The following is a 23,584-nucleotide window of genomic DNA, read 5'->3' as shown; positions in this document are numbered from 1 at the left end:
GCTGTCCTAACGGTACAGGTACAGGTGGTCCAGGCTATCAGTGCCATTAATGCGGTAGACCGGATGAGCTAAGGCCTTAGCGGTGCAAATACCAATCACAGGCTTAATTATTGCAACACTACCGGCTGGCGTTCATCCTCTGGTACCACCCAAACCGAGTTCCAACTAAGTTGGAAGGATATCCCCGCCTCTGCTTCCGCTGCTGCCATCAGAATGACGTTTCCCATCTCCTCTTCAGCTGCCGGAGGAACAGCATTACCGATGTATTCCCGGGCCTTAGCGTCACTGCATCCCTCGAGCTGGAATGGTCTGCCGTCCGGCAAATGCGTTGGGAAGTTCTGTAGCATGGCAAGCTCATAAGTGGTAAGCGGACGGTGCCAAGTACCATCTTGGGCGATGATCACCCAAACCCCCTGTTCGTTGTCTGCCGGGATCCGTGGATCAGCTACCGCTGCGGCAGCCGCATGGATATCGGCGCTACCAATCACTGTCTTGGCTGGCTGGTTCCAGTCTTGGACACCGTAGCTATCTGCACGTGGAGCACATTTTAATGAAGGATCTGCAATTAGTTGCGCCCCATTCTGTACATCCGTGGAACCCGTTACCGTTGCCGCTGGTCCACCCGTCAACTGCACCCGATACTGATCGGTATATCTCCCTGGGCGTTCCGGAACACTTGGATCAGCAACAGCAATAGCACCGCTGCCAAATCGAGTACCTGTCACACATGGCGCCACCTCATCTGCACGTACTACCCGGTATGCTGCCGGATGACGGCCGGGACGTTCTTTCAGTGCAGGGTCAGCAATACTGGCTCCACCTTGGTGCGGACCGGCAGCACCAGTTACACAGGAGGAAGGTTCATCTACGGACTGTATCCGCAGGATATTTGTCTTTCCTTCGCCGTTGATCTGTAGGCGAGGATCCGAAACGGCCGTTACCCCGTTGCTCCTGCCGGGTCCCGCTGTGCTTGTCACTGCCCTACTAGGCTCATTCCAATCCGCCACCTCGTAAGCTCCGCGTCGAGGCTCATGAACAACGCGTAGGTTCTGCCAATCGACCTTGTTCAGATCTCGCCAATCTCCGCCGGCGGAGATAAGGGCCAGCCGCATCCAAGTCTTCCACTGAAGCCGGGGAAGTCTGTGCAGTGGTCCGCCTGCTACAACATCTCCGGGGGACGGCAGTGTTCCGATCACATCTCCAATGCTTCTTAATGGTTTATGCTCAGGGTAATAAATCACATTTGGAATCTGCTTCGGATCGCGGGCTTTAAGGAGAAAACGGACTCGGTTTTGCCCAAGACCGCCAATGCTACCCAAGTTGTGATCAGAACGGATACTTACCTCGTATCCGAATTTCTTGAGCATCTTTAGAATCTGCTTCAATAAAGGCTTGCCCCGGCTGGTGATCCTCGGCACGTTCTCCAATTGAATGACTGCTGGGATGGCACCGCCGTATTCTAGGCAAGCCCGCAGGGCCATCTCAAGCCCATGAACTGTCAAAAAATTGAGCGCCTGATACTGAGCTGAAGCTGCCTTATCAGACGGCAACAGCCCACTGAGTCCCTTACAAGGTGGCGAGAGAAATAGGAAGAATGGCACCTGTTCCTTAAATGCCAGCCAGATATCCCATGGTGTTGTTTCTCTCCAACCTTCTGGTGGCTCATGGCCGTGCCAGGCTTCATACTGCCAACGCTGGAACAGATCCATGACAACGGACGTTTTCTCTCCGCAGATCAAATCATGATTCCGACAGGCAACCGGATCGTTGTCGATCGAACACAGCACTTTGAACTTATATACTTTGCCGCCATATTCGACCGTTGATCTCATTGCTCCAGCCGTAGCCCCGCCAATACCAGCAAAGAGGAAGGCGGCTGTTTTATATTGGATATTATTTAATAGGACCAAGTCATCACGGCCTTTCATTTCTTGTTGAATCTATTTCCATAGTTTCCGTATAATAGATTGGGGTGATAAAATGACGCTCAAAAAAATATGGCGTTGGATTAAAGTTGTATATTTTCTAGTTTTCATCTTTTCAATTGTTGCACTTGTAGCCTTTCTAGGGATCTTGATGTTCGGTGCTCTTACCGACAAAACAATTTTGGTAAACACTGCCACTATTAATGCGATCACCTTAATTATGGGGCTTGTTTCACTGCCAGGGATTTTAGTACAACTGGTATCTCTTCTTGAGATTAATAATAAGAAGACCTTTACCTTAGAAAAAAAGTGTCCTAATTGTAAGCAACTTATAGAATTGAAACTTACTGAAGATTGAACGGATGGGATTTACTCCATCCGTTCTTTGAATTAGTCCCAGAAAGGAAGATCCTTAACACGGACCCGCAGACCATCAAGTGAGAGTTCTGGTTTGACAACAATGTAATAATCCACGCCATTATGCTCTACACTGGAGTAAATCCAGCGATCATCTCCGTCAGGATCTCTGAACAAGAATTCAATTGACGATCCAGAAGTATAATAAGCCCTCTCATTTCCATACCGTCCATCTGGCAGTTTACTAATTGTTCCTTCTGAAGAGATGCGTGCTGAAACCTGGCGGATATACCGCCGTGCTTTATCCAGATCTTCACCGACTCTGTAAAACATGTTCCGCAGATACAGTTCTTCCGGATCTTCGCTGCTATAGATGCCCTCGTTCTCCGCATCATGAATCAATTTCGATACGCGCTTCAGCTGTGGCTCCAAATTGGCCAACGCCGCCTTAATTTGTTCCTTTTCATATATATCCCTCCCGTTTTATACAATCATGGCCTTGATACTCGCTTCTTTTGTGACTTGTCCATTGCTTTTAGCCGCTTCGAATTCGTCTATACTTACCTGTTCAGCTTCCCATTTGCAGTGGGAACAACGGAATGCATCTGTTTCGATCTCTTCCATGTCCCCGCCGCACTCCAGACAAACCAGAATCATCGTTTAAGCCGCTCGATTATCTGGTCCAAGTGCTCCCCAATCTGCGTCTGGTCCAGCATACGCTCGTCTTCCGTCTCGCCCTGTTCACCCATGATCCCTTTAATCTGAGCTGTCTTAAGGCCGAGCGCCTCAAGCATCTGCTCGTCGCTACCGCCCGACGATACGAGGTAGTAAATCAGCACGCTGGCCTCCTGTCCCATACGGTGGACCCGGTCTTCGCATTGACTATGGATGCCAGGAGACCAATCCAGTTCGCCGAAGAGAGTGACGTTTGCGCGATGCTGCAGTCCATCGATACCAGCAGCAGCCCGGAGAGAAATGATAATGAGATTGGTCTTTCCTCTGATGAACGCTTCCTTAGACCGCTCCTTCTCACTAGATGTCTCTTCCCCGGTGATGAATACAGGATTGTATTGCTTGAGCTTCTGCCGCCAGATGTCATACACACCATGGTGATATCCGTACAGGATGATCGCTTCACCGGCATCCAGAAGCATCTTAGCGAACTCAGCCACATATGGAGCTTTGGCTCTGCCCGTCTCCTGCCGAAGCCTACGCCCGATCTCCGTTTTAAGACGGCCACGCTCGAAGCCTTGTGCGGCGTCGTAGTCGGCAATCATATCCATGATCTCGCCCATCGATCCGCTGCTGATATCATCGCTGTCGATCGCTTGCACAACCCGGTGTTTCGAAGGCAACTCGCTCAGGACCTCAGTCTTGGACCTCCGCAACATCAGCCCTTCTCGCCGGAGGTAAGAACCGAGCGCTTCCGGATCCTTGACGATCTTCTCACCGTAGCCTGCGCACCATTCCTTCGAGAAGCTTTCAAAATCCCCGAGGCACTGGAAATCGAGAATATTCATGATGTTCCACATCTCAGAACCAGTGTTGTAGATCGGCGTACCGGACAATGCGATGACATTTCCGTCAGCAATACTCTGCGCCAAGATCGAAGCGTTGCTGTACTTCTCAGTGCCACTGTGCCGAAGCTCCTGAGCCTCGTCGAACACGGCGAACTGTAACTCCATCTCCGCCAGTTGCCTGCCCCACGCTCGCAGCAGTCCGTAGTGGATAATATAGAAGTGAGCTTGCGGTAGTTTGTATGGCTTGAGGCCTTTAATGATGTGGACGTTCATTTCTGGTAACAATGAGCCCTCAGTAGCTATTGGCTGAATAAATCGTTTGATCTGCTGCTCCCATTGCCTTTGCACTGATGTCGGTACGATGATGATGCCGGGGTAGCGTCCAAGGTGTGCCACCCATGCCAGCGCCTGTACCGTCTTGCCAAGTCCCATGTCGTCAGCCAATAGCGTCGGCGCCGAATTGATCAGGAATCCGGCTCCCTCCTGCTGGAAGGTCCGCAGTTCGCCGTTGAAGATCGATGGCTCTGGCTGCAGTTGCACTGGGTTCTTGATGACCGTCAGCCGCTTGATCGTATGTTCTCGAGCCTTCTCGACCGCATTTTCCCAGATGGACTGAGTCTTGGCCTTGATCTCTAGCGGGTACCGCATCATAAACCAGTTCAAGTCGCCATCCGTTCTTTTACTTCGAGGCCAGCGCACTGTCTTGCCGCGTCCTTTGGCTCCGGGAAACATCCGTTTAGCGGCCATAACTGCCGCTTGATCACCTTTCATAACCCACTCATTCTTCTTGGCGTCAAATTCGAGTGTCCCGAATGTCATCAGTGGATCGTTGTCTAAAGCGTGTAAAAATTGTGGTACGCCCATAAGCCCCTCCTACAAGGCAATGCCCCAAAGTTTTCGTAATCCTAGTGATCGGCATGGCTTGCCTGCTACTTCCGCCGGTACGTCCTGATATCGCTCAATAACGAGGATAATGCCCTTCACAGCATCAAACCGAGCGTAACGCTCGAGCTGCTTCTCGACAGCCACCGAATACGGCTTTCCCTTCTTGACCTCAATACCGATACCGGATGAAGTCAGGAAGTCGATGCGGCACCTCGGTCCGAGCTTGTGTTCATGATGATAGTCGATGCCAGCCTTGTTGAGAGCTGCGGCAATCGCCCGGTGGATTTCAAATTCCTCTGCCACGACGCCAATCCGGATGGTACGGACAGCTTCAATGACTTTTTCGATTCCGTTGTCTGTCACGTCTTCTCCCTCCTCTACGTCTGGAATTTCCTTCTGCTTGAGGCAGCATGCCAGAGTTGAGCACGTACACGATACCGGCTACCCGGCCACGCTTATCAAACACGGGGTAATATAGTCGTTGCTGGAAGAACGGATCGAACCTACCCATGGCTGACCGCCTCATTTCTCCGTCCGTATGCCACCTCGAACTCTGCTATCCCTTCGTCCACTTCATCCGGATCCAGATCGATGAATTCATTCAGCAGCTCCGGTCGTTCTGGTTGCTTCCCGTTGTCTATCAACTTGCGACGCATGTAATTGTATACATGCCAGTAGTTTCTCCGACCCATCAGGCACCCCGGCGGATCGTTCGCAGTTTGTTAGAGTACCGATTAATCAGTACTAACTGAGTGTGCGTATCCCGCTCAACTAGCCAGTTATCCATAACTAAGCCTGCCGCTTTAATTTCTTGCTTCTGCCGACGTGTCGGCCGCTTCCCCTGCTTCATCGCAATTCCCCTTTCTTAAGCCCATTTGCGTTTATCCATGTCATCCGGAGGCGCTGCAGCATCATGTTGCGAACGCTCGTAGTTAACAAATTTGTTGAATTGTTTCAGGAACACTAGCTCCACCGTGCCCACTGGGCCGTTTCTCTGCTTGGAGATGATGATCTCGATGATGTTCTTTTTCTCCGTGTCCTGATTGTAGTAATCATCGCGGTACAAGAAGGCAACGATATCAGCATCCTGCTCAATGGAACCGGACTCCCGAAGGTCACTCATCATTGGCCGTTTGTCCTGACGTTGTTCTACACCCCGACTGAGCTGTGACAGTGCAATTACCGGCACTTCAAGTTCCCGCGCAAGCTGCTTCAACGTCCGGCTGATCTGAGATACCTCTTCCTGCCGGCTCACTCCCCGCTGCCCTCTACCCTGAATGAGCTGCAGGTAGTCGATGACGATCATGCCAAGGCCTTTCTCCTTCTTGAGCCGCCGACACTTGGAACGAATCTCGTTGACGGTGATGCCAGGAGTATCGTCGATATAGATGTCTGCTTCGGCCAGATACCCCATAGCCTCGGACATCCTTTGCCAGTCTTCACCTTCGAAGTGTCCAGTCCGCATCCGGCTGGCATCGATATTACCTTCAGCACAGACCATGCGCTGCACGAGCTGAGCGTTGGACATTTCAAGACTGAATACGGCAACCGTCTCTTTGGCGCGGACCGCAACATTCTGGGCTATATTCAGAGCAAAGGCGGTTTTACCAACGGAAGGCCGGGCAGCCACGATGATCAGATCATTGCGCTGGAAGCCAGATGTCATCTTGTCGAGGTCATCAAACCCAGATCGGATGCCGGTGATTCCACGTGACGTTTCCCGCACGCTGTACCGCTGCTCAGCATCTTCCCAGACCTGCATCAGCACGTCCTTCATGGTGGCAAACTCTCGAACTGGAACCGACTGATCGGATAACTTCGAAACAGCGTGTTCCGCCATCGAGATGAAACCTTTCACGTCCTGTTCCTCACCAGCATTTCGCAAGAGGTCCATTGCAGTGTCTATGGCTTGTCGTCGAAGGAACATTTCCTGCACCCGCTCGGCGTAATATCCGGCATTCGCAACGGTTGGAACAGCTCCAGCCATCCGTGCTAGATAACTGACTCCACCCACTTTTTCAAGCTCTTCACTATCCTTGAGGTGTGAGGTTAAGCTGACCATATCGATCGGCAGCTCAGCATCATTGAGCTTGCGCATTGCCCGAAATATGCGGGCATGGCTTTTGTCACTGAATTCCCCGCCTTGAAGGATGTCAGCAACTGCATCGTAAGCAGTCTGGTCCAGAAGAGCTGCACCGAGTACCGCCTGCTCAGCCTCCAAATCAACTGGAGTCTGAATGCCCATCTGCTCAAGCATCTCTTCACGATTAAGCATTTGCTTCACCCCTGATTTTCCGCCTTACATCATCCCAATAACCTGCTGGTGGCGGCTTACTCGCTGTACTCCATGCATCAAGGTTTTGGAAATGCTGAGTCGTCGCTTCCTTCATGCGCTCCCGCTCAATTTGCTCTCCAAGCCGGCCGCGAATCTGCGAGATTTTCGGAGGGAAATCACTGGTCATGATGTGTTGCCGGACATTGGAATAAGCGACATCATAGGGAATATCGTGAAGCATCCCCAGATCCTCTTCCACCGCCTGAAGGCTGGCGTCGAAATTCGCATAGCGCTTCTTGATTTCCTTGTAGAGCTTAGCGACTTCTAGCTTGTTCACGTGCTTCCTCCTCTCTGATCCAGCGGTCCAGATCATCAATTTCCTGCTGTTGCCTTGTCTTCTTAGTTTGAGGACCTGGTGCTTCTCCCGGGGCGACTCCTTCCATCGGCGGGTTGGTAGTTTGGGAGTTACGCCAGGCTTCGTTTATTGCCTTGTCGTAATAAAAAAAGCTTGTTGGGTACTCAAAATCATTACCTTCTCTTTCGCGCTTGGCCTGTAGCAGGCTCTCCATAGTTGAGATGGTAAAGGGTACCGGCATCCCCCCGGCGACCATCCGACCCATGGCATCGCGCTCTTTTGGTTTAACATGGAAGTCTAGCTTGCGATTCAATTTGCAATAAGCGTTTAAAATAGCGATCATTCCGTTTGCCTCAGGATCAACCTCTGGCTCAATCCAATCACTGCCCGCGGCAGTAGTAGGAGTAGTAGTAGTAATAAGATCTTTTAATACAGTGTCGGGAAAGTGGTCCAATTTTCGGACAGGTTCGCCGACAACTTGGTTAAAGTGGTCCGGATTTTGGACCACTTTTTCGGATACTTCAGAAAAGCTGTCCGGTTTTCGGACCACTTCTCCGACAACAATTAGATCAAAGCGTACCTGATAATCTCCTTTCGAACTCCCCCGCGGTGGGGGAGAGTAGCCAATTAACCCGGCTTTGACGAGTTTACTTCGATGTGTATTTAACGTATCCCGGCTCTTAATTCCGGTCTGAAGTGTAAGCTCTGTGTTCGTCATCTGGAATGCCTTTCTCCAACCTAACTTGCTCGATTTTCGCCATAAGGCAACCATGATAGCTATACCTTCGGGACCATATTCCTCTGGCCCGCCTATCGCTTCATACTGGTTAAGGAGGCCGGCCATTGTTGGTTCTCTGGCTGACTCCGTCATGCACTCCCCCCTCCCGCAGCAGCCATTATTTATTGCTTGCTCTATCGTCCTGAATGTAAATGTGCGGGTACTTCGCCCGGATCACTGTAAAGCCAGGATGCCCGCGAGCAAAGTACTCTTTAACTCTCATCTTGAACGCCTCTGGGTCAGAGGCTCTCAGCTCCCAGATATGCTCAGCGATGCTGCTGGTCCAAATACGTTCCCCCATCGGTCCGTTCATCGATCTGCTACCCGCACCAATGCACCTGTAGTCTCTTGTATCTCCCGTTTGAAGCGTTCAGCATCGCTGTTGCCATCCGACAAGTGCAGCAGCCAAATCTCTTCGACATTCCGGGTATCATTGGCTTTCAAGAAGTCTTTCACATGCTCTAACCCGAAGTGAGAACGAAGCAGACGCTTCTTCTGGGCAGGATGTAGATGGCCCGAAGCAACACGATCATTAACGATATCCAATGAGTAATTGCACTCCACCATGATGTGAGTCAAGTCTCTGAACCGATGCCGGCAGTAGTAGGTATCAGTCAGGAAGACTAGCTTATCGCCTGACGTATTGGCAAGCAGGAAGCCCAGAGGCTCCTCTACATCGTGTTGAATATCAAACGGCATAATCATCCAGGTGCCAATCGTGAATTGCTCCAGCGCCTTAATCACCTTCAGGCGATGACCTGACAGCCCTCTGGCAGTTGCCGTACCTGCACTGGTGTAAATGTTGATGCCTGCTCGCATGATGTCAGGAGCAGCCTTGCTATGATCCAAATGCTCATGTGTGATGAGGCATCCAGCAATGTCCGACATTCGGAAGTTAAGAGCCCGCTGTATCGACTTATAAGGAAAGCCGGCTTCCAGCAGGAGTACGGTATGCCCATCTGAGATTCGATAGGCATTACCGGCGCTGCTGGAGCCGAGGCATTGGATATCTATCATTAGAAATCCAACTCTTGCTCAACAGGTGGAACATCTCCAGCGAAACCGTGAGGATCATCAACAGGTTTCTTTGTACTTGATACCGGCTGTTGTTTTGATGACGACAGAGTAACATCTGGTTTGACATCAATGACTTCTCTGTTCGCATGCTCTGCGATCTCTGCTTTGACTTCTTCTGGCGTCACATCGATACGGTCGTCATACTCGTTTTCTGTTGACCGATTAATAGCATCGACCAGCAAGTCGCTGTCGTCACTGGTGTTGATGTAAGCCTTGGCCGCACGGTTTATAACAGTCCGCTTTGCCATTTCTTGCGGGAATTTTTTATGGACGGATTGACTTGTTTTACTCTGACTCCAGGAAGCGTCGACTTCCTTTTTAGTCATGACGGTAAGGATTTCTTCATCCTCGAGCGTTTTCACCACAGCGTAGACGCCTAGAATTTCATTATCCCGATTCTCAAAACTGGTTTCGTGTTTGACCAATTTTTCGCGCCCGCCAGCTACTTCATACTCAAATACATCGCCCTTGTAAATCACGTTTGCCCAGATATCCTTGACGTTGGACAGACGTTTAAGCACAGCTTGTGTCCCGAAATAAGAGCGATTAAGCTGAAGCTTGCTGCCGTACACGATGAAGTAACATTGTGTCTTGGCTGGGCTTAAACCTTGTACAACCATATCTAGCAGTGCATTTGCTACGGATTCCCGCGAGCACACCTCCAGCGCAGGTTTGCCATTCTTATCCTGTACCTCCTGGAGCTTGAAGAAGGCGCTTTTAAGCGCATTGCTGGCGTTGTAATTCAAAGGCAAGATCAACCCGTCATCCTGCAACCGTGTAAGGCTACGATTAACATCATCAGTGATGTCCTTTTGAATAATTGCCACCTGATTAGTTGTACTCAATTAAATCGCCTCCTGTATCTGCTGAGCCGTTTCTACGCGCAATGTACTGTTTCGTTTGATCCAGTTCTTCTTGGCGTTATCCTCACTACCATGTGTTGAAACTAAATGTGCTTGCACTTCATCAGGCAGCTTTTCAAAAGATGGAGGAACTATCAATTGGATCATCTGTCCCTCTGTTTTGACCAATTTTGTAACTCCCTCTGCGTTGTCAATAAAAATAGGAGCCGAGAAGCCGTAATGCTCACCTAGTGTATTGATGATGTCCAGGCCTACATTAATCCGAGCCGCGTTGTTCAGCCCGCCGTCATATGGAACGCCCTTATAGAGTGTGTCGCAGACTTCCTTGATTCCGCCATTGATCTGTTCTTCGAAGAGGCGGAATCTAGCAAGCTTGAATTTACTGTTGATCTTGGCATCCAGCATGCTGACTTTAGTCTTGGTGAACTCCTCGCAGAGGAACAATTCATGTTGCAGCCGTTCGTATTCAGCTGCGAGGTCCCGCTCCTGATTCTCCAGCTCAGTAACCCTGAGCTCTGCACGACGGATACCATCAAACTTGGCAAGGTCGCTTTCCATTCCCGCGATTTCAGAACGTTGAAAGAGAATACTTTTCCGAACAGCTGCTGCAGCATCGTCAGATGAAGCTTTAAGCTCTCTGATCTGCTGCTGTACTGCAACTGCCTCGGCTTGCTTACTGGCATAGGCTGGATCATCTGCAGGGTCTTTAACGCCTGCTCTCAGATCAGTCAGTTCAGCCTCAGCAGCCGATAATTCTACTTGAAGCAACTGCAAAGCACTCTTCAGGTTCTCAATGTCTCCCTGAAACCGGACGATCTCTTGCTCAAACTTCAGAGCCTCTGCCACGGCTGCTTTACCAGAAGCATTGATACGCTCCTTCCGTTCAGCGAGCCTACGGTTAAAGTCAGCCTCTGCCTTATCGTGAGCTGCCTTTACCTGGTCTTCAGGTAATGACTGTCCGCAGGCTGAGCAGTGAGAATCATGACCTTCCGGATGTTCGAAGACGAGACCCTTCAGTTCAGCAAACTCCGTCCGTAGTCGATCCGCTTCTTGCTGACGCCCCGCTGCCAGCCTCTCATTGTGCTGAATGCGCTGCTGCTTATCCTCAATCTCACGACGGTACCGATTGACTTCAATGTGCATCCGGTTTACTTCATCTCGCTTGAGAGCCAACTTATCCAGAACATCCGAGTGCATGCGGCTCTTAATGGAGATAAGCTCTCCTTCGATCTCCCTCAGCCGCTTCTCCTGTACCGCAACTTCTCCACCAGAGAGGATACGGGACAGTTCAGCTTCACACGACTCAACTCGGCTGCGCAGGATGGCGATGTCTTCCTTAAGAAGCTCTTCATCCAGTTCAGCAACATCCGGCATTTGGCGCTGAACTTCACTGATCCGTACCGGCAGCTCCTTGATCTCTTTATTGATCACGCTGCAGCGGGATGAGATCACCTTCTTATGGGAATCAAGGTCACGCCCGCTGAGGATGCCCGGTAGCGATGCAAGCTCCTTATTACCGTGAATCACCTCAGCATCCGTCAGATCACCGCACACTTCCAGCAACGTCTTCCGGCGATCCTCCTTCTTCAATTGTTCATTGAAGTAAGAAGGCGAAGTCAGGAGTTTGAAGAGATCTTCTTTAATGAGGGAATCCACTTCAGCGGTGTACTCTCCCTTTTTTACTGGAACGCCATCAATGAAGTAATTCGTCTCATGTCCTTCGAAAGCGTCTGTTGCGGCACCGCGCTTCTTCGTCCATTTCTCAGAGAAGACCCGGCGGAAGGTTCGGCGGCGGCCATCAATTAGAAAAACACCCTCGACTTCATGTTCCAGCTTGTGTTGCAGGACTTTACCGGCACCATCCAGTCCCTTGATTTCGAAGTCTGCCTTGTTCTGACTGTCTTTACCAAACAAGAGCCAGACAAAACCGTCGAAGACGGTTGTTTTGCCAGTGGCGTTGTCACCATAGACATCAGCGTCCCCGCCGTTAACAGCGAGGACAAGTTCTTTAACCCCTTTGAAATTACGGAGCGTCAGGCGCTCCAACACGATACGTTTCAAGCATTATCCCCTCCTCAATTGCTGCATTGCATTCAGCATGTAAGATCATTTGTTGATCGGGTGTTTCTGGGTAACGAATGCCTTCCAGATAAGTCCGAATGGCATATTCGACTTCAGCTAATTGATCCGGGTCAGCATGCAACTGAAAGGTCCCAGATTGCTGCCGGATAGAAAGAACCGGCGGTGCGTAATTCGTAGGAGGCACGATTTCAACTTCGATAGGCTTCCCGCTGATATGAGCAGAAAAAGCTGTTGACATTCCTATTCCCTCCCTCTTGTGTCGTTTGGCCTTCATCGTGTAAGATAAAGGCAAGTGATAAAGCTTTAATGCTATTCAGTTTTCAAAGAGCGAGGCGGCCCGTGCGAGGGGTCGCTTTTTTGTTGATCAAGGTGGGCAAGGATTTGCACCTCGCATGATATGCCGTGCTCTTAGCGCCGTCCACTTAGGGAATCGACCTTCATGGGAATCAACGAGATAACTTTATCCCCACTACCTTCTAGCCAACGAATTTGGTATCCGTGGATGCCTCGTTTCGGAGTTGTTATTGCATACCTATTCCCTCTCCGTGAGACGTTAGCGTCTACCTATTCCGCCACCACCTTGGATGCGTCAGCCGCATCTCCAAACGCCAACCCGGAGGAAAGGTTATTTCTAAGGGTCGACGCTTGGAGACAGGGGCCGAAGCCTCTGCTCATTCAATCCTTGCTACTTCCTGCATAGTTGCTGCTTTTATATCAGCCGGCAGAAGATCGATGACTTCAACCAACTGATCCCACTTTGCAGTAGCAATCTGTTTGATCCGATCCTGCTGCAGGAGGAACGCTTGACTGTATTCCTTGATAGCAGCTCTGATCTTCTGAACCCTATCAATAGCGGACCACCATTCCTGACGACGCTTGACGTACAATTCCGCAAGTGCGGCGGCAAACTCAGCCTTATCCTGCTCCGTCACACCGCTTCCCCCTTGCCTTTGCTGCGATCTTCACGTAAAATGGACGCAACGAGATACTTTAAACGGGTTCTCAACGAGGTCCGCCCTGCCAGGCGGGCTTTTTTCATTTGTTCTTTTGCTGCTGCCAGATCTCTTTGATGCAGATCGATCATCATTTCGAGCCACTTGATGTTGCTCTCCAGCTTTGCCGGATCAATAACTGCAGCCTGCTGTTTAACTAGCTTGAGATTGTGTTTAGCATTCTTTGCCACGAAACGTGCTTCTTGTTCCAAATCTTCGAGTGTTATCATTTCAGCAACCCTCATTTCATGTAATTTTTGAGTTTCAGTTCAGCGCGGTGTTCCTTCCAGGTCGACAGCCAACTGAATGAGTATTCCTTACAGATAGCCGCCGCCAAATGCGTCAGTGCTGTAATCGCCTCTACCGTCTCCATCAAAAGCAGTTTGATCTGCTGACGCTCGGTTTCATTGATCTGTTCATTCGTTTTACTGATTGGCGCTATGCCGGAGGCATCACGCACCTCTTGAATCTCTTCTAACGATTTGAGAAGAACACTTGCTCTATGTAGGTCTACGTTGTCCAGCCATGGGGCAAACGCCCCTCCGGTCACTTCTGCCGCCGCTGCGAGGAACAATTGTCCATCATCGTAATGCTCAGCTGCGGCTTTCATGACAGGATGTGATGGCTTCCGAGTTCCTTTAGCGATTTTCCCTACCAAGGAAGCATCAGCATGAACGATTAGCCCTGCCTTCTCCCTGGTATCGCCTGAGCGTTTTAACGCTTGTTCTAATGCTAGTCCGAATTGTCCGATTGCCAACTTTTAATCATCTCCTTTGTCCGGTTTTGCGGGTTTTATCGGACAGGAGCCTGTTGTATGATTGTCTTAAGCAATTCCCCTTGCCGCATTCCCTGCCCGCCGCTGCCGGTACAGCTCGGCGGGTTTGTTTTATCCTGTTGCATAATTACGTCTGACTTTAAATTCTTCACCTGCGTTCTGTTCAACCCAATCGGTATGCGAGTCGATCCAGCGAAGCAGCAAGCCTGTTGGGATTCGCGGATTACCGAACTCGCGGTTTACTGGGAAATCCGGGCGCTTCATGACCTCCGAGGCTTTCGGAGCGCTGATGTCCAGCAGTTCCATGAATTGAGTTCTGCTAAGAACTGGTGGTAAAGACGAAGGAACTTGCACGGCGTATGCTTCGATAGCTCGAGATACAACTTTATCAAGCAGGCGTTCAAGATCAGCTTCTTCCATGACGATTACTGCCAATTAGATCACCTCCTTATCACTGTTCGTTTTTCGAGCGTTATCATTAAAAAAAAGTTTGTCTATGCTCACTCCAAGTTTTTTTGAAAGTGATTGAGCTACTTTTAAAGAAGGAACATATTCACCACGTTCTATATTTGCTAAGTAAGCTCTAGATATTCCAACACCCGAGGCGAGTTCTTCCTGAGTCCATCCTTTTCTATTCCTAGCTTCAATCAGAACGATTCGCTTAAAGTTCAATTTCATCACCTCTCATCTGCTCGTTTGTCGAACTTTATATACATAGTATATGTTCGTAAAACGATCTTGTCAACACTATTAGTTCGTTTTATGAACGTTTATTTTGCGAACATCCTAAGTTATTATTGAAACAGGTGGTGATCGTATGGTTTTGTTCAAAGAACGCTTAAAAGAACTCCGATTAGAAAGGGGCCTAACTCAAGAACAACTAGCAGATCAGTTAGATATTCCAGCTTCTTCTATAAGACGCCTGGAAGCTTCAGATTCTATTCCACGGCGGGATCGACTGTTGTCATTGAGCGCCTTTTTTGGGGAATCTATTGATTTTTTAATGGGTAACACAGATATTCGGCAAAGAGATAGGCGTGAAGACTCAGACGAAGAAACTAACAATGAATCTGCAGATGGGAAACTAACGAGGGAACGAACAGAATATGTATTAAGGGAGCTTGTTAAAAAGTACAACCTTGATTTAACTAACCCCCAGGACGCTGAAACATTAGAGGACATGATTAAAATTGTTCATCGCAACTCTCAAAAATAATTGATTGATTTATCTTTTCATTAATGAAAGCATAGATTTCCTTAGGATCAACGGATGACAACTGCTTGAAGTTTGACATTTTCTCTAGGAATTCTTGATCCATTTTTTGCACCTTCCATTTCAGAGGCTTATGATTTCATTATATTAACATACGAACTAATGTTCGTAAATGTTCCAGAAAAATAGTATAATAAGGTGGCAGGGCGATGGAACTTGTTCCCGTGCGCTGTCGCATTCCAGAGCTGCTTGTTCGGCGCGCCAATATGGAGCCGCCGACAAGTCCGATTAAGATCAATCAACAATGGCTGGCTGATAACATTGATATGAGCAAACAGCAACTTTCTGACTACATCAACCTTCGCAGGAAGAACATGAGGCTCCAGAAGGCCCATCTGATTGCTTATTATCTTGATTGCCAGGTTGACGATCTTTATGTAATGGAGTGGCGATAGCAGAGTGGCTTAGGCTGCTCGTAAGGAATAAGTACACTCCAGTGCGTACTTTATGTTTTTTACTGTCCACCTGAATACGCAATCCCTTCTGGTAGTACATACAATATCACATAAACATGGAAAACGTTGTCGAAAAAGGACGAACGAAAGCACCCCCTAAACACCATTGAAGGGGTTGACTTTCACTATTATATTTGCTTCATCACATATACTTCGGTACCGTCCTTGAATGTTATTAGAGATCCATTATTTTCGATAGCCTGAATCTTATCGATCTTAGACTCTTGTACCAGTGCAGTCCTCCCTATTAACACAAAACCCAGATCCTTATAGGCTTCAGCTGCTTCAGCCAAGATATCTGGGTCTTGGAATGAGCCATCACTCGTATGGTAGGCAAGCGCGGTATGCGAATTGCTTGTACGTTGCCACTTATCTATATAATTCACATCTTTGAGATCAATGTCTCTGCATTCGAAAGCATCCTTCTTCTTGATTTGTAGCCTCTTCATTCGTCTTATCATGAACGCACCTGCCGATTCTGGATGTTGTCGCACTCTGTATGTAGTGCGTGGATTGAACTTGGATGATTACAAAATATAATACGACAAAAATCGACTAGCTATCATTACATAAAATATTACAGTCACCAGGAGGGATTGAATGTCTGACTATATGAATCTGTGGCTTAATTACAGGGCTACTGAGGATTTTTTTATGGAACACCTCAAACTGGTTGAGGACAAACCTTTTGAGGTGCACTTCGCTTATAACAACTTCATCAAGCTCTACTCTATGCATCTTATCCAACCTGATGCAGCTGAGAAGCTCGTAGCGGTCTGCATGAAGGATATTGAACTGTTCCCGACATTCAAGGTAGCCTGGCACGAACGCAACCCTACATACGGCATTCTTCCTTCTATCCCATCATTTAAAACCCTGGTTATGTTCTACGAGAATAAGAATCGGTTTTATGAAGCCATAGACATCTGCAATGCTGCACTTGAGTATGAACTGACCGATGGAACTAAAGGAGGGTATTCAGGGAGGTTGGCGAGGTTAGAAAGAAAACTCGAAAGGCAATTGAAAGAATCATAAAAAACAAACGACTTTAGGAGGACGATTCTCGTGGCCAGCATAAAAAAGATACCTGCAAAAAACAAACAAGGCTACAAATGGCGTTGTGTGATGGAGGGACCTCCAGATCCAGTCACTGGTGAACGTCGTCAAATCCCTCGAGTACGGGATACAAAACAGGAAGCTATTGATGCTGCGCAAGAAGCCGTTAACATCCTGCATTCTGGTATTGATTTAAAGAAGGCCAAGCGCACATCCTTCCGAGAAGCAACAGAAGGTTGGATGGAGGATTATTCTAAACGCCAGGTCAAGAACAGTACGATTCGTTCAAGATCAAAGTCGTTATTAGTGTTGTTGCGACATATTGATAAGCAATCAGTTGAAACGATTACTCCAACACAATATCAAAAGATTCTGTATTCGCTTTTTGATGAAGGCTATGCTGAGGCATACATACGTAACATACATATCACAGCGAGTATGGTTTTTGAATGGTCTATATTGAATCGCTTGCGCTCGGACAACCCCGCTAAAGGTGCAAAGATGCCTAAGAAAAAATTAACCGTGGAAGATATTGAGCGAGATGTAGTCAGAGAAAAATATCTAGAACGTACAGAATTACAAGAATTTCTAGCAGCGGTTGAAACACGGGGGCTGGATAATGACGAAGAAGTGTTCTATCTATTGACTTATTCAGGATTGAGACCAGGAGAATTATGTGCTCTGACTTGGCCCGATATAAATTTTAAAACCAACGAAATACGAGTCACAAAGACATTATACGTTCCCGATCGATCTGGTGGCGAAGTTGAAATCACACCACCTAAAACCGAAGGTTCTATTCGGACGTTCGATCTCGATGACGTTATCATTGAAAAGTTGCGTAATTTAAAAGAAGTACAGAAGCTGCGTAATGAACGATATCAAAAATTGAATAGTGATTTCCACAAGAATAATTTCATATTCACTCGTCCTAATGGCCGACCAATCACTCAAAAAACATTGCTTTTACGTATGGATCGTTTGCTCAAAAGAACTTCTATAACAAAAAAAGCGACCCCTCACATCTTCCGGCATACTCACGTAAGTATGCTGGCCGAAGCAGGAGTCGATCTTACTGTAATTATGCGCCGTGTAGGTCACGATGATGCAAAGACGACGTTGAAAGTGTATACACATGTCACAAATCTCATGAGAGAAAATGCTAATCAAAGAATCAAGATACACTTCGGTAAAATATTGAACCCGGAGTGATTCTGCAAGAAATGTGATTTTTACGTGATTTTTAGATCGGTAGACCATCCTATAAACCCACTAACACCAATGATTTCAGGCATCTTCACACCAGCATTGGAGTGACCCAGCGCATCATCACAGGAGTGACCCAAGTCTCAAAGGAAGCTACGCCTAGAATCAGCAGGGCCATACCTAAGGACAGCAAGGTGTACATGGCAAAAGGACGGGTAACCGGCGTTCGGGTCCGGCCTAGCACTCTGCTCCGGATCATCAGAAGGGAGAAGGCAATCGCAGCGGCACTGGTTACCAACAGGACCGGGATCAGCACCAAGTTGTGCGGAGCCACCGAGACCAGCGCGAACAATAGACCATGCCAGGAGTATTGACTGACCAGACAGCCTACAGTGAAACCAATCAGCACTCCTTTGAGAAAATCAAGAATGAGAATGCCCGGCAGACCGATGACGGACAAGCCCAGAATCCAGATCAGACCCACCCACTTGAGATGTAGGGCAGCGATATTCCAGAACGACTCCTGTGCGCCCGGTAGCCCTTGCTGGTCTACGGTGACAAAGAAGTTCCCCAGATAGTCACCCAGTTCCTGCTGCTGGTCCATGGTCAGCGCACTCACAATCAGAGCGCCGAAGACCACCCCCACTAGAAACAGTACGGCGACAAAAATATAAAGAGGCGTCTGCTCCTTCATCATCAGCCTTAAATTACGCATCGGGATGTGCTCCTTTCTGGTGTATGTTACACCATATGAGACAACATCCACTTCTATGACTTGTCCTTAAGCTGTGGTGGGCTCGGGGTTCCAGCGTACCTAAACTACTTGCCTTCCCGGACGACCTTGCCGTAGGTTCCTCCGCCACCTGCTGACAATGCAAGTGTACCCGAGCGGGCAGCGACAATGCTTGACGCCAAATCAGTCCCCGCCACTGCGGCGATCTCGTCCTCCCGGGCGGCATGCAAAATATTCATCTCCGTCCCGAACGCGTCCAGCAGCAGCTTCATCTTGGCTTTGCCAAGCCCCGGAATAAATTCAAGCGGCACCTGATAATGGTACGGCGGCCGATATTCTGGCACCTGCGGTGTCTGGCGGTCGGCAATGTCCATAACTCGATCCAGCACACCTTTCACCAGTTTGAGACTCCCGCAGTAAGGACAGCGCTCTGAGGTGGCATAGGCTTCATCAATGATGCTGCCGCAGCCGCCGCAGTACGTCCGGTGGTACTTACCGAGCCGCGGGTTAAGCCCATAATTGGCGCTCACTCTTCGCCCATCCTTCCGTTCCAAGGCCAGACGCAGCTCTGCAAACGAGGGATTGGCCAGCTCCAGTGCGTTATACTCCCGGCCGATTTTGCCCAGAGAGTGAGCGTCAGAGTTGGTCAGAAAGGTGTACGGGTCTAGCTCCGATAGATAACCAGCCATCTCCGAGTCCGCGCTCAGCCCCAGCTCCACGGCCGCAATGCGCTCCAAATCGAAAATGTCTGTCATCCGCTCGGCAGAGCATCCATATAATCCTTTGTGCGGTGTAAAAATATGGGCCGGAATCAAGATTCCGCCCCGTTCGTAAATCTCGTCCTGCAGCACCTGTGCCGGTGCATACAAACGCTGGGAGCTGAGATTCACATTGGTCATGTGATGGCTCATCCAGTGGCTAAAATCCGCCATGGTCTCTATGTCTGGCATAAAGGCCAGGACATGGCACTCTTTTCGCCCCGGCTCACGAATTTCGATCTCTGAACCCAGCAGGATGGTCGTCCCGCGGTAAGCAATGCCTCCACCTTCGGCCTCCGTCATCTCGCCCGAGTCCAGTGCACTCCGGATGTCACGCTGCACACCCGGAGAGTGGCAATCGATGATTCCGATCAGCTCGATGCCCTTGCGTTCAGCGGCCTCCTTGGCAATATTCGCAAATGTGAGGTTGCGGCTACCGCTGATTTTGACAGGCTGACCTTCCGAAGTCCTCCCGATATGGACATGCAGGTCACCATAATAGGTCTTTAGTTCCGGTGTTAGTGCCATTGTCCGGTCAGCGTATACAGATGCCAGGTGTACACGGCCATCATCGTTTTAGCGTCGGCAATACGCCCGTCCGCAATATATTGATACGCTTCCTCCAATGTCAGCTCAGATACCTCCAGAAACTCATCCTCATCCAAAGCCATCTCTCCAACCTGAGCATTCTCTGTGACATACAAATGAATGATTTCGTCGGCAAAGCCGGGTGAAGTGTAGAACGACTTCAGATGCTTCAGATCGCCGCTATGAAAGCCTGTCTCTTCTTGTAACTCCCGGTGCGCCGCCGTCAGTGGATCTTCGCCCGGGTCCAGCTTGCCTGCCGGAATCTCGACCTCGGTCCGAAGCATCGGCTGCCGGTACTGTTCCACCACCAGTAGCTTGTTATTGTTCAGTGCCAGCACCGCAACAGCGCCAGGATGCTTCACGACCTCACGGGTCGCAGTATTTCCATCCGGCAGTTGGACCGTATCCACCTGCAGGGTAATAATCTTCCCGTCAAAAATCGGCTGAGTGGACAAGGTTACTTCATCCAGGGCCGGATTGCTGTGTCTTTTTTGATTTTCCATCACATTCTGGTCTCCTTTGTCTCTGTTCTGCATACGGTGTATTATAGCAAACTTATCAGGAAAGAAGGTAACGGACAATGAACAAGTTCTTCAGCCGTACAAGCTCAGCCGCCGTCATGATGGCAGGGTCACCAGCGCAAATTAAGGCCATGCTGGCCGAATGGATCGAGAGGTACGGGAGGGATATGCCGCTGGCTTACGTCCTCTCCCTCCATGACGAAGCGCGGGTCCACACGCCCAAGGCTGGGTAAATAACCTCTTAATTTATCAGAATGCTAAATGGACTTCTTATAAATAACTTCAAAAATTAACTTTTTAAATCAACTTCAAACTACCTTCAAATAATCCGCAAAGTAAAAGTAATAAACAACAACACCTATGGCACATGGAAAACATCTAGATAGCACATGGGCAGCACATGGATAGCTCACGGACAGCACATTGGCAGCACATGGGTAGCACATGGGCAGCTATAGAGACACGTAACTGGAATTCTTCCCGTTAATTTAACTCAATTTTCTCATTAGGAGCTAATTAACGGGAAAAGCTCCTGCTATTCCAGAGGTTTCAACTAACAAACTAGGCTTAAGTCTGAAATAACAGGAGTGAGTCCTGTTATTTTTTGTAATGTAACGATTCCGCAGGAATTAGCGGGACTTTTTCCAGTTATTCCACTTGACATGTAGCTCTCCCCACCTACGAATGCTACCCAGTGACTCAACTTTCCAAGTAATCCGCATTTACTTCACTTCTTTAAGTGATTCGCAGCTACTTCACTTCTTCATGTAACTCGAACATCTACTTCACCTCTTCATGTATCCCTCACCTACCTTACATTTGCACATTACCCATGCAGTTTTTCCATCCCCTTGTTCTCTTGAAAAAAGAGCTGTCATCTGAACTGGCACAATGCCGGTTAGATAACAGCTCTTTTGGTTAAGTGTAGAGGGGAAGCTGCGGTCAGCCTATCCCTTAATGTTTTCCTGAATGATCGCAACCACCAGTTCGGCGGCTTTAGCGATATCCGCAGCCTTGATCCGCTCTTGGGTTGTGTGAATATGCTCGTAACCAATGGCAAGATTGACTGTCGGCACCTTCAGACCATTGAACACGTTGGCATCGCTGCCACCGCCGGAAGCGAATAGGCGGGTCGTCAGACCAAGCGAGATGATCGCACGGTCCGCAAGCTGCACAACAGGATCATGCTGGTTGAAGCTGAACGCCGGATAGATCACTTCGCTGCGGAATTCACATTCTGCGCCGTGTTCACGAACGGTTGTCTCCAGCGCTTCGCGCATGGATTCGATCTGCCGGTCCACCTTCTCCTGCACAATACTGCGAGCTTCCGCATCGAGCTGTACATGGTCACAAACAACATTCGTCGGGCCACCGCCCGCGAATTTGCCGATGTTGGCAGTAGTTTCGCTGTCAATTCGGCCCAGCTTCATCGCCGAGATCGCTTTACTCGCCACCTGAATAGCGCTGATGCCATCCTCCGGATTGACCCCGGCATGCGCCGACTTCCCGTAGATTTGCATTGTAATTCTCGCCTGAGTCGGTGCAGACACCGCAATGGCGCCAACTTCACCATTGGAGTCCAATGCAAAGCCAATCTCAGCATCCAGATGCTTAGGATCCATAGCTCGAGCACCCAACAGGCCGGACTCCTCACCAGCTGTGATAACGAACTGAATCTGGCCATGCGGCAGACCTTGCTCTTGGATTACCCGGATCGCTTCAAAAAGTGCTGCTAATCCGGCTTTATCATCAGCACCCAGAATCGTGCTTCCGTCACTTGTAATCCAGCCGTCTTCATGCAGGGTTGGCTTAATTCCTTTGCCCGGCACCACTGTGTCCATGTGGCAGGTAAACAGCAGCTTAGGCGCCGTAACCCCTTGCACTGCAGGCCACGTTACAAACAAATTGCCTGCTCCATGTCCTGTCCGCTCTTGGGAATCATCTTCGACAACCTCCAGACCCAGTGCTTTGAACTTGCTCGTCAACACATCGGCGATTTCCCGTTCATTTCCCGTCTCGCTGTCCACACGGACAAGCTCCATAAATTCCTCAATCAATCGGTCCTGTACAATCACTGGACTTCCCTCTCTTTCACGGATACGTTACAATAGTTTGTAATTGTGATATGTTCATAACTTAAACTAATTCAAAAGGAGTCACTCATGCAACGTCAAAAATGGTTCCGCATCATTATCTACGTTATGCTGATCGCTATGATCGCATCCACCTTGCTGGTTGTCATCGAGCCCTTCCTTGCCGGCTAATTTCCTGCACAGGCAACGATAATAATAGCGGCCAGGGTTCTCCCGGCCGCTATTTGGACTTGCCATTTTCCCGGACCCATCACACTTAAAGTTCATTCCAGGACGACATGGCTTCACTATCAAAAGGAAAATGCTGCAGAAAATAAGGAATTATCGACTGTGCAACTTCCTCAACTTCCATTACGCGGCCAACGCATTCCTCCAAGGAGGTTACCCCGTACTCCGTAATGCCGCATGGAACAATGCCCTGAAAGCCTTGACGGGCAATGCCGGCAGAAATGTTAAAAGCAAAGCCATGGCTGGTAATAAAGCCCCTGCGGTGCTTGCTTTTATTAAACTTCACACCGATTGCGCAAATCTTTTCATCGCCTACCCATACTCCTGTATATTCCGGCTTGCGGCTGCCCACAATGCCATGGGAGGCAAGATAATCAATAATTACCGCCTCCAAAGTGCGCAAATAACCATGAAGATCTACTCTGCCCTGTTCCCCCAGCTTCAACAGCGGATAACCGACCAGTTGTCCAGGACCATGATATGTAATATCCCCGCCACGGTCGATTTCAAACAAAGCGATTCCTTGTTCCTGCAGCTGTACGCTGTCCAGAAGAAGGTGCTCAGGATGATTCTGCGATCCGATGGTGTAGGTAGGCGGGTGCTGCAAAAGGATCAACTGCTCCGGCTGCTCTCCGCGATCAATCCCTTGCACAAGCTCCTTCTGCAGCTCCCAGGCTGAACCATATTCCATCAATGATGCATAGGAAATACGCAGCCTGTGTTCATTCAAGTTCTCCATGCGTCAGGTCCCCTTTAGTGAGTCTCTGTTTCCTGTGATGGGCCGGGTAT

Annotated in this window: 32 protein-coding genes; 6 read left to right on the top strand and 26 right to left on the bottom strand. The window is 49.1% G+C overall.

Features of this window, described 5'->3' with window-relative positions; genetic code table 11:
• Nucleotides 1-107: 107 nt before the first annotated feature.
• Nucleotides 108-1,910, bottom strand: a complete 1,803-nt coding sequence (locus tag HPT30_RS20200) for a DNA cytosine methyltransferase (protein WP_246317292.1) — start codon at nucleotides 1,908-1,910, stop codon at nucleotides 108-110.
• A gap of 70 nt (nucleotides 1,911-1,980) precedes the next feature.
• On the opposite strand from HPT30_RS20200, the gene HPT30_RS20195 reads away from it, so the two are divergent.
• Complete coding sequence (locus tag HPT30_RS20195; RefSeq protein ID WP_175373123.1) at nucleotides 1,981-2,283, top strand: hypothetical protein; 303 nt, start codon at nucleotides 1,981-1,983, stop codon at nucleotides 2,281-2,283.
• Nucleotides 2,284-2,315: 32 nt separating this feature from the next.
• Here HPT30_RS20195 and HPT30_RS20190 read toward each other — a convergent pair whose 3' ends face one another.
• The 19 genes from HPT30_RS20190 to HPT30_RS20100 form a co-directional block, all read right to left on the bottom strand.
• Entirely contained in the window at nucleotides 2,316-2,714 is a 399-nt protein-coding gene (locus tag HPT30_RS20190; protein WP_175373122.1) for a DUF5348 domain-containing protein, read from the bottom strand.
• Nucleotides 2,715-2,765: 51 nt separating this feature from the next.
• On the bottom strand, nucleotides 2,766-2,906 hold the full coding sequence (locus HPT30_RS20185) for a hypothetical protein (RefSeq protein ID WP_175373121.1): 141 nt from the start codon (nucleotides 2,904-2,906) through the stop codon (nucleotides 2,766-2,768).
• A gap of 29 nt (nucleotides 2,907-2,935) precedes the next feature.
• Nucleotides 2,936-4,666, bottom strand: coding sequence for a DEAD/DEAH box helicase (locus HPT30_RS20180; RefSeq protein WP_175373120.1), 1,731 nt, complete (start codon nucleotides 4,664-4,666; stop codon nucleotides 2,936-2,938).
• Nucleotides 4,667-4,675: 9 nt separating this feature from the next.
• Nucleotides 4,676-5,050 carry a PDDEXK-like family protein gene (locus HPT30_RS20175; protein WP_175373119.1) on the bottom strand — a complete coding sequence of 125 codons (375 nt, stop codon included), beginning with the start codon at nucleotides 5,048-5,050 and terminating at the stop codon, nucleotides 4,676-4,678.
• A 140-nt stretch (nucleotides 5,051-5,190) separates the two neighbouring features.
• Nucleotides 5,191-5,379: a hypothetical protein gene (locus tag HPT30_RS20170; RefSeq protein WP_175373118.1), complete on the bottom strand. Its 189-nt coding sequence runs from the start codon at nucleotides 5,377-5,379 to the stop codon at nucleotides 5,191-5,193.
• Nucleotides 5,379-5,537, bottom strand: coding sequence for a DUF6906 family protein (locus HPT30_RS20165; protein ID WP_175373117.1), 159 nt, complete (start codon nucleotides 5,535-5,537; stop codon nucleotides 5,379-5,381). Before HPT30_RS20165 ends, HPT30_RS20170 begins: the two co-directional genes overlap by 1 nt.
• 15 nt (nucleotides 5,538-5,552) lie before the next feature.
• Nucleotides 5,553-6,962, bottom strand: coding sequence for a replicative DNA helicase (gene dnaB / locus HPT30_RS20160; protein ID WP_175373116.1), 1,410 nt, complete (start codon nucleotides 6,960-6,962; stop codon nucleotides 5,553-5,555).
• The gene (locus HPT30_RS20155; RefSeq protein ID WP_175373115.1) at nucleotides 6,955-7,299 is read right to left on the bottom strand and encodes a replicative helicase loader/inhibitor; all 345 of its coding nucleotides are present in this window, start codon (nucleotides 7,297-7,299) and stop codon (nucleotides 6,955-6,957) included. Before HPT30_RS20155 ends, dnaB begins: the two co-directional genes overlap by 8 nt.
• Nucleotides 7,277-8,188, bottom strand: a complete 912-nt coding sequence (locus HPT30_RS20150; protein WP_175373114.1) for a hypothetical protein — start codon at nucleotides 8,186-8,188, stop codon at nucleotides 7,277-7,279. The genes HPT30_RS20155 and HPT30_RS20150 overlap by 23 nt, the downstream gene beginning before the upstream one ends.
• A gap of 25 nt (nucleotides 8,189-8,213) precedes the next feature.
• Nucleotides 8,214-8,408, bottom strand: coding sequence for a hypothetical protein (locus HPT30_RS20145; protein ID WP_175373113.1), 195 nt, complete (start codon nucleotides 8,406-8,408; stop codon nucleotides 8,214-8,216).
• Nucleotides 8,405-9,112 carry an MBL fold metallo-hydrolase gene (locus tag HPT30_RS20140; RefSeq protein WP_175373112.1) on the bottom strand — a complete coding sequence of 236 codons (708 nt, stop codon included), beginning with the start codon at nucleotides 9,110-9,112 and terminating at the stop codon, nucleotides 8,405-8,407. Before HPT30_RS20140 ends, HPT30_RS20145 begins: the two co-directional genes overlap by 4 nt.
• On the bottom strand, nucleotides 9,112-10,017 hold the full coding sequence (locus HPT30_RS20135) for a recombinase RecT (RefSeq protein ID WP_175373111.1): 906 nt from the start codon (nucleotides 10,015-10,017) through the stop codon (nucleotides 9,112-9,114). The genes HPT30_RS20140 and HPT30_RS20135 overlap by 1 nt, the downstream gene beginning before the upstream one ends.
• On the bottom strand, nucleotides 10,018-12,096 hold the full coding sequence (locus HPT30_RS20130; RefSeq protein WP_175373110.1) for an AAA family ATPase: 2,079 nt from the start codon (nucleotides 12,094-12,096) through the stop codon (nucleotides 10,018-10,020). It lies immediately after the preceding gene.
• Complete coding sequence (locus HPT30_RS20125) at nucleotides 12,059-12,355, bottom strand: hypothetical protein (protein ID WP_175373109.1); 297 nt, start codon at nucleotides 12,353-12,355, stop codon at nucleotides 12,059-12,061. Before HPT30_RS20125 ends, HPT30_RS20130 begins: the two co-directional genes overlap by 38 nt.
• Nucleotides 12,356-12,788: 433 nt before the next feature.
• On the bottom strand, nucleotides 12,789-13,049 hold the full coding sequence (locus tag HPT30_RS20120) for a hypothetical protein (RefSeq protein ID WP_175373108.1): 261 nt from the start codon (nucleotides 13,047-13,049) through the stop codon (nucleotides 12,789-12,791).
• Nucleotides 13,046-13,339, bottom strand: coding sequence for a hypothetical protein (locus HPT30_RS20115; protein ID WP_175373107.1), 294 nt, complete (start codon nucleotides 13,337-13,339; stop codon nucleotides 13,046-13,048). Before HPT30_RS20115 ends, HPT30_RS20120 begins: the two co-directional genes overlap by 4 nt.
• Nucleotides 13,340-13,350: 11 nt before the next feature.
• Nucleotides 13,351-13,866 carry an XRE family transcriptional regulator gene (locus HPT30_RS20110; RefSeq protein ID WP_175373106.1) on the bottom strand — a complete coding sequence of 172 codons (516 nt, stop codon included), beginning with the start codon at nucleotides 13,864-13,866 and terminating at the stop codon, nucleotides 13,351-13,353.
• 129 nt (nucleotides 13,867-13,995) lie between these two features.
• Nucleotides 13,996-14,319, bottom strand: a complete 324-nt coding sequence (locus tag HPT30_RS20105) for a hypothetical protein (protein WP_175373105.1) — start codon at nucleotides 14,317-14,319, stop codon at nucleotides 13,996-13,998.
• Nucleotides 14,320-14,562: a helix-turn-helix transcriptional regulator gene (locus HPT30_RS20100; protein ID WP_175373104.1), complete on the bottom strand. Its 243-nt coding sequence runs from the start codon at nucleotides 14,560-14,562 to the stop codon at nucleotides 14,320-14,322.
• 139 nt (nucleotides 14,563-14,701) lie between these two features.
• On the opposite strand from HPT30_RS20100, the gene HPT30_RS20095 reads away from it, so the two are divergent.
• The gene (locus HPT30_RS20095; RefSeq protein WP_175373103.1) at nucleotides 14,702-15,100 is read left to right on the top strand and encodes a helix-turn-helix domain-containing protein; all 399 of its coding nucleotides are present in this window, start codon (nucleotides 14,702-14,704) and stop codon (nucleotides 15,098-15,100) included.
• 206 nt (nucleotides 15,101-15,306) lie between these two features.
• Nucleotides 15,307-15,552 (top strand): helix-turn-helix domain-containing protein, encoded by a 246-nt coding sequence (locus tag HPT30_RS20090; RefSeq protein WP_175373102.1) that lies wholly within the window; start codon nucleotides 15,307-15,309, stop codon nucleotides 15,550-15,552.
• Between the two features lie 188 nt (nucleotides 15,553-15,740).
• On the opposite strand, the gene HPT30_RS20085 is transcribed toward HPT30_RS20090, so the two are convergent.
• The gene (locus HPT30_RS20085) at nucleotides 15,741-16,073 is read right to left on the bottom strand and encodes a LytTR family transcriptional regulator DNA-binding domain-containing protein (protein ID WP_175373101.1); all 333 of its coding nucleotides are present in this window, start codon (nucleotides 16,071-16,073) and stop codon (nucleotides 15,741-15,743) included.
• A gap of 139 nt (nucleotides 16,074-16,212) precedes the next feature.
• Here HPT30_RS20085 and HPT30_RS20080 point away from each other — a divergent pair, with 139 nt between their 5' ends.
• Both HPT30_RS20080 and HPT30_RS20075 read left to right on the top strand, forming a co-directional pair.
• Complete coding sequence (locus tag HPT30_RS20080; protein ID WP_175373100.1) at nucleotides 16,213-16,647, top strand: hypothetical protein; 435 nt, start codon at nucleotides 16,213-16,215, stop codon at nucleotides 16,645-16,647.
• Nucleotides 16,648-16,677: 30 nt separating this feature from the next.
• Nucleotides 16,678-17,880 (top strand): tyrosine-type recombinase/integrase, encoded by a 1,203-nt coding sequence (locus tag HPT30_RS20075; protein WP_175373099.1) that lies wholly within the window; start codon nucleotides 16,678-16,680, stop codon nucleotides 17,878-17,880.
• An 85-nt stretch (nucleotides 17,881-17,965) separates the two neighbouring features.
• Here HPT30_RS20075 and spoIIM read toward each other — a convergent pair whose 3' ends face one another.
• From spoIIM to HPT30_RS20055, 4 genes are all read right to left on the bottom strand, one after another.
• A complete protein-coding gene (spoIIM, locus tag HPT30_RS20070) occupies nucleotides 17,966-18,589 on the bottom strand; it encodes a stage II sporulation protein M (protein WP_175373098.1) in 624 nt (207 codons plus the stop codon).
• Between the two features lie 104 nt (nucleotides 18,590-18,693).
• Nucleotides 18,694-19,893 carry an endonuclease Q family protein gene (locus HPT30_RS20065; protein ID WP_175373097.1) on the bottom strand — a complete coding sequence of 400 codons (1,200 nt, stop codon included), beginning with the start codon at nucleotides 19,891-19,893 and terminating at the stop codon, nucleotides 18,694-18,696.
• A complete protein-coding gene (locus HPT30_RS20060) occupies nucleotides 19,884-20,456 on the bottom strand; it encodes an NUDIX hydrolase (RefSeq protein WP_175373096.1) in 573 nt (190 codons plus the stop codon). The genes HPT30_RS20065 and HPT30_RS20060 overlap by 10 nt, the downstream gene beginning before the upstream one ends.
• Nucleotides 20,457-21,421: 965 nt before the next feature.
• Nucleotides 21,422-22,549, bottom strand: coding sequence for a M20/M25/M40 family metallo-hydrolase (locus HPT30_RS20055; RefSeq protein WP_175373095.1), 1,128 nt, complete (start codon nucleotides 22,547-22,549; stop codon nucleotides 21,422-21,424).
• 87 nt (nucleotides 22,550-22,636) lie between these two features.
• Here HPT30_RS20055 and prli42 point away from each other — a divergent pair, with 87 nt between their 5' ends.
• Nucleotides 22,637-22,738 (top strand): stressosome-associated protein Prli42, encoded by a 102-nt coding sequence (gene prli42 / locus HPT30_RS20050; protein ID WP_139084594.1) that lies wholly within the window; start codon nucleotides 22,637-22,639, stop codon nucleotides 22,736-22,738.
• Between the two features lie 85 nt (nucleotides 22,739-22,823).
• Here the strand turns inward: prli42 and lipB are convergent, their stop codons facing one another.
• The gene (gene lipB, locus HPT30_RS20045; protein WP_175373160.1) at nucleotides 22,824-23,525 is read right to left on the bottom strand and encodes a lipoyl(octanoyl) transferase LipB; all 702 of its coding nucleotides are present in this window, start codon (nucleotides 23,523-23,525) and stop codon (nucleotides 22,824-22,826) included.
• Between the last annotated feature and the right edge of the window lie 59 nt (nucleotides 23,526-23,584).

Source organism: Paenibacillus agri, assembly GCF_013359945.1.
Classification (GTDB): Bacteria; Bacillota; Bacilli; order Paenibacillales; family Paenibacillaceae; genus Paenibacillus_AQ; species Paenibacillus_AQ agri.
The sequence above is the reverse complement of the archived record's forward strand: the minus strand, read 5'-3'. Positions and strand labels throughout refer to the sequence as shown.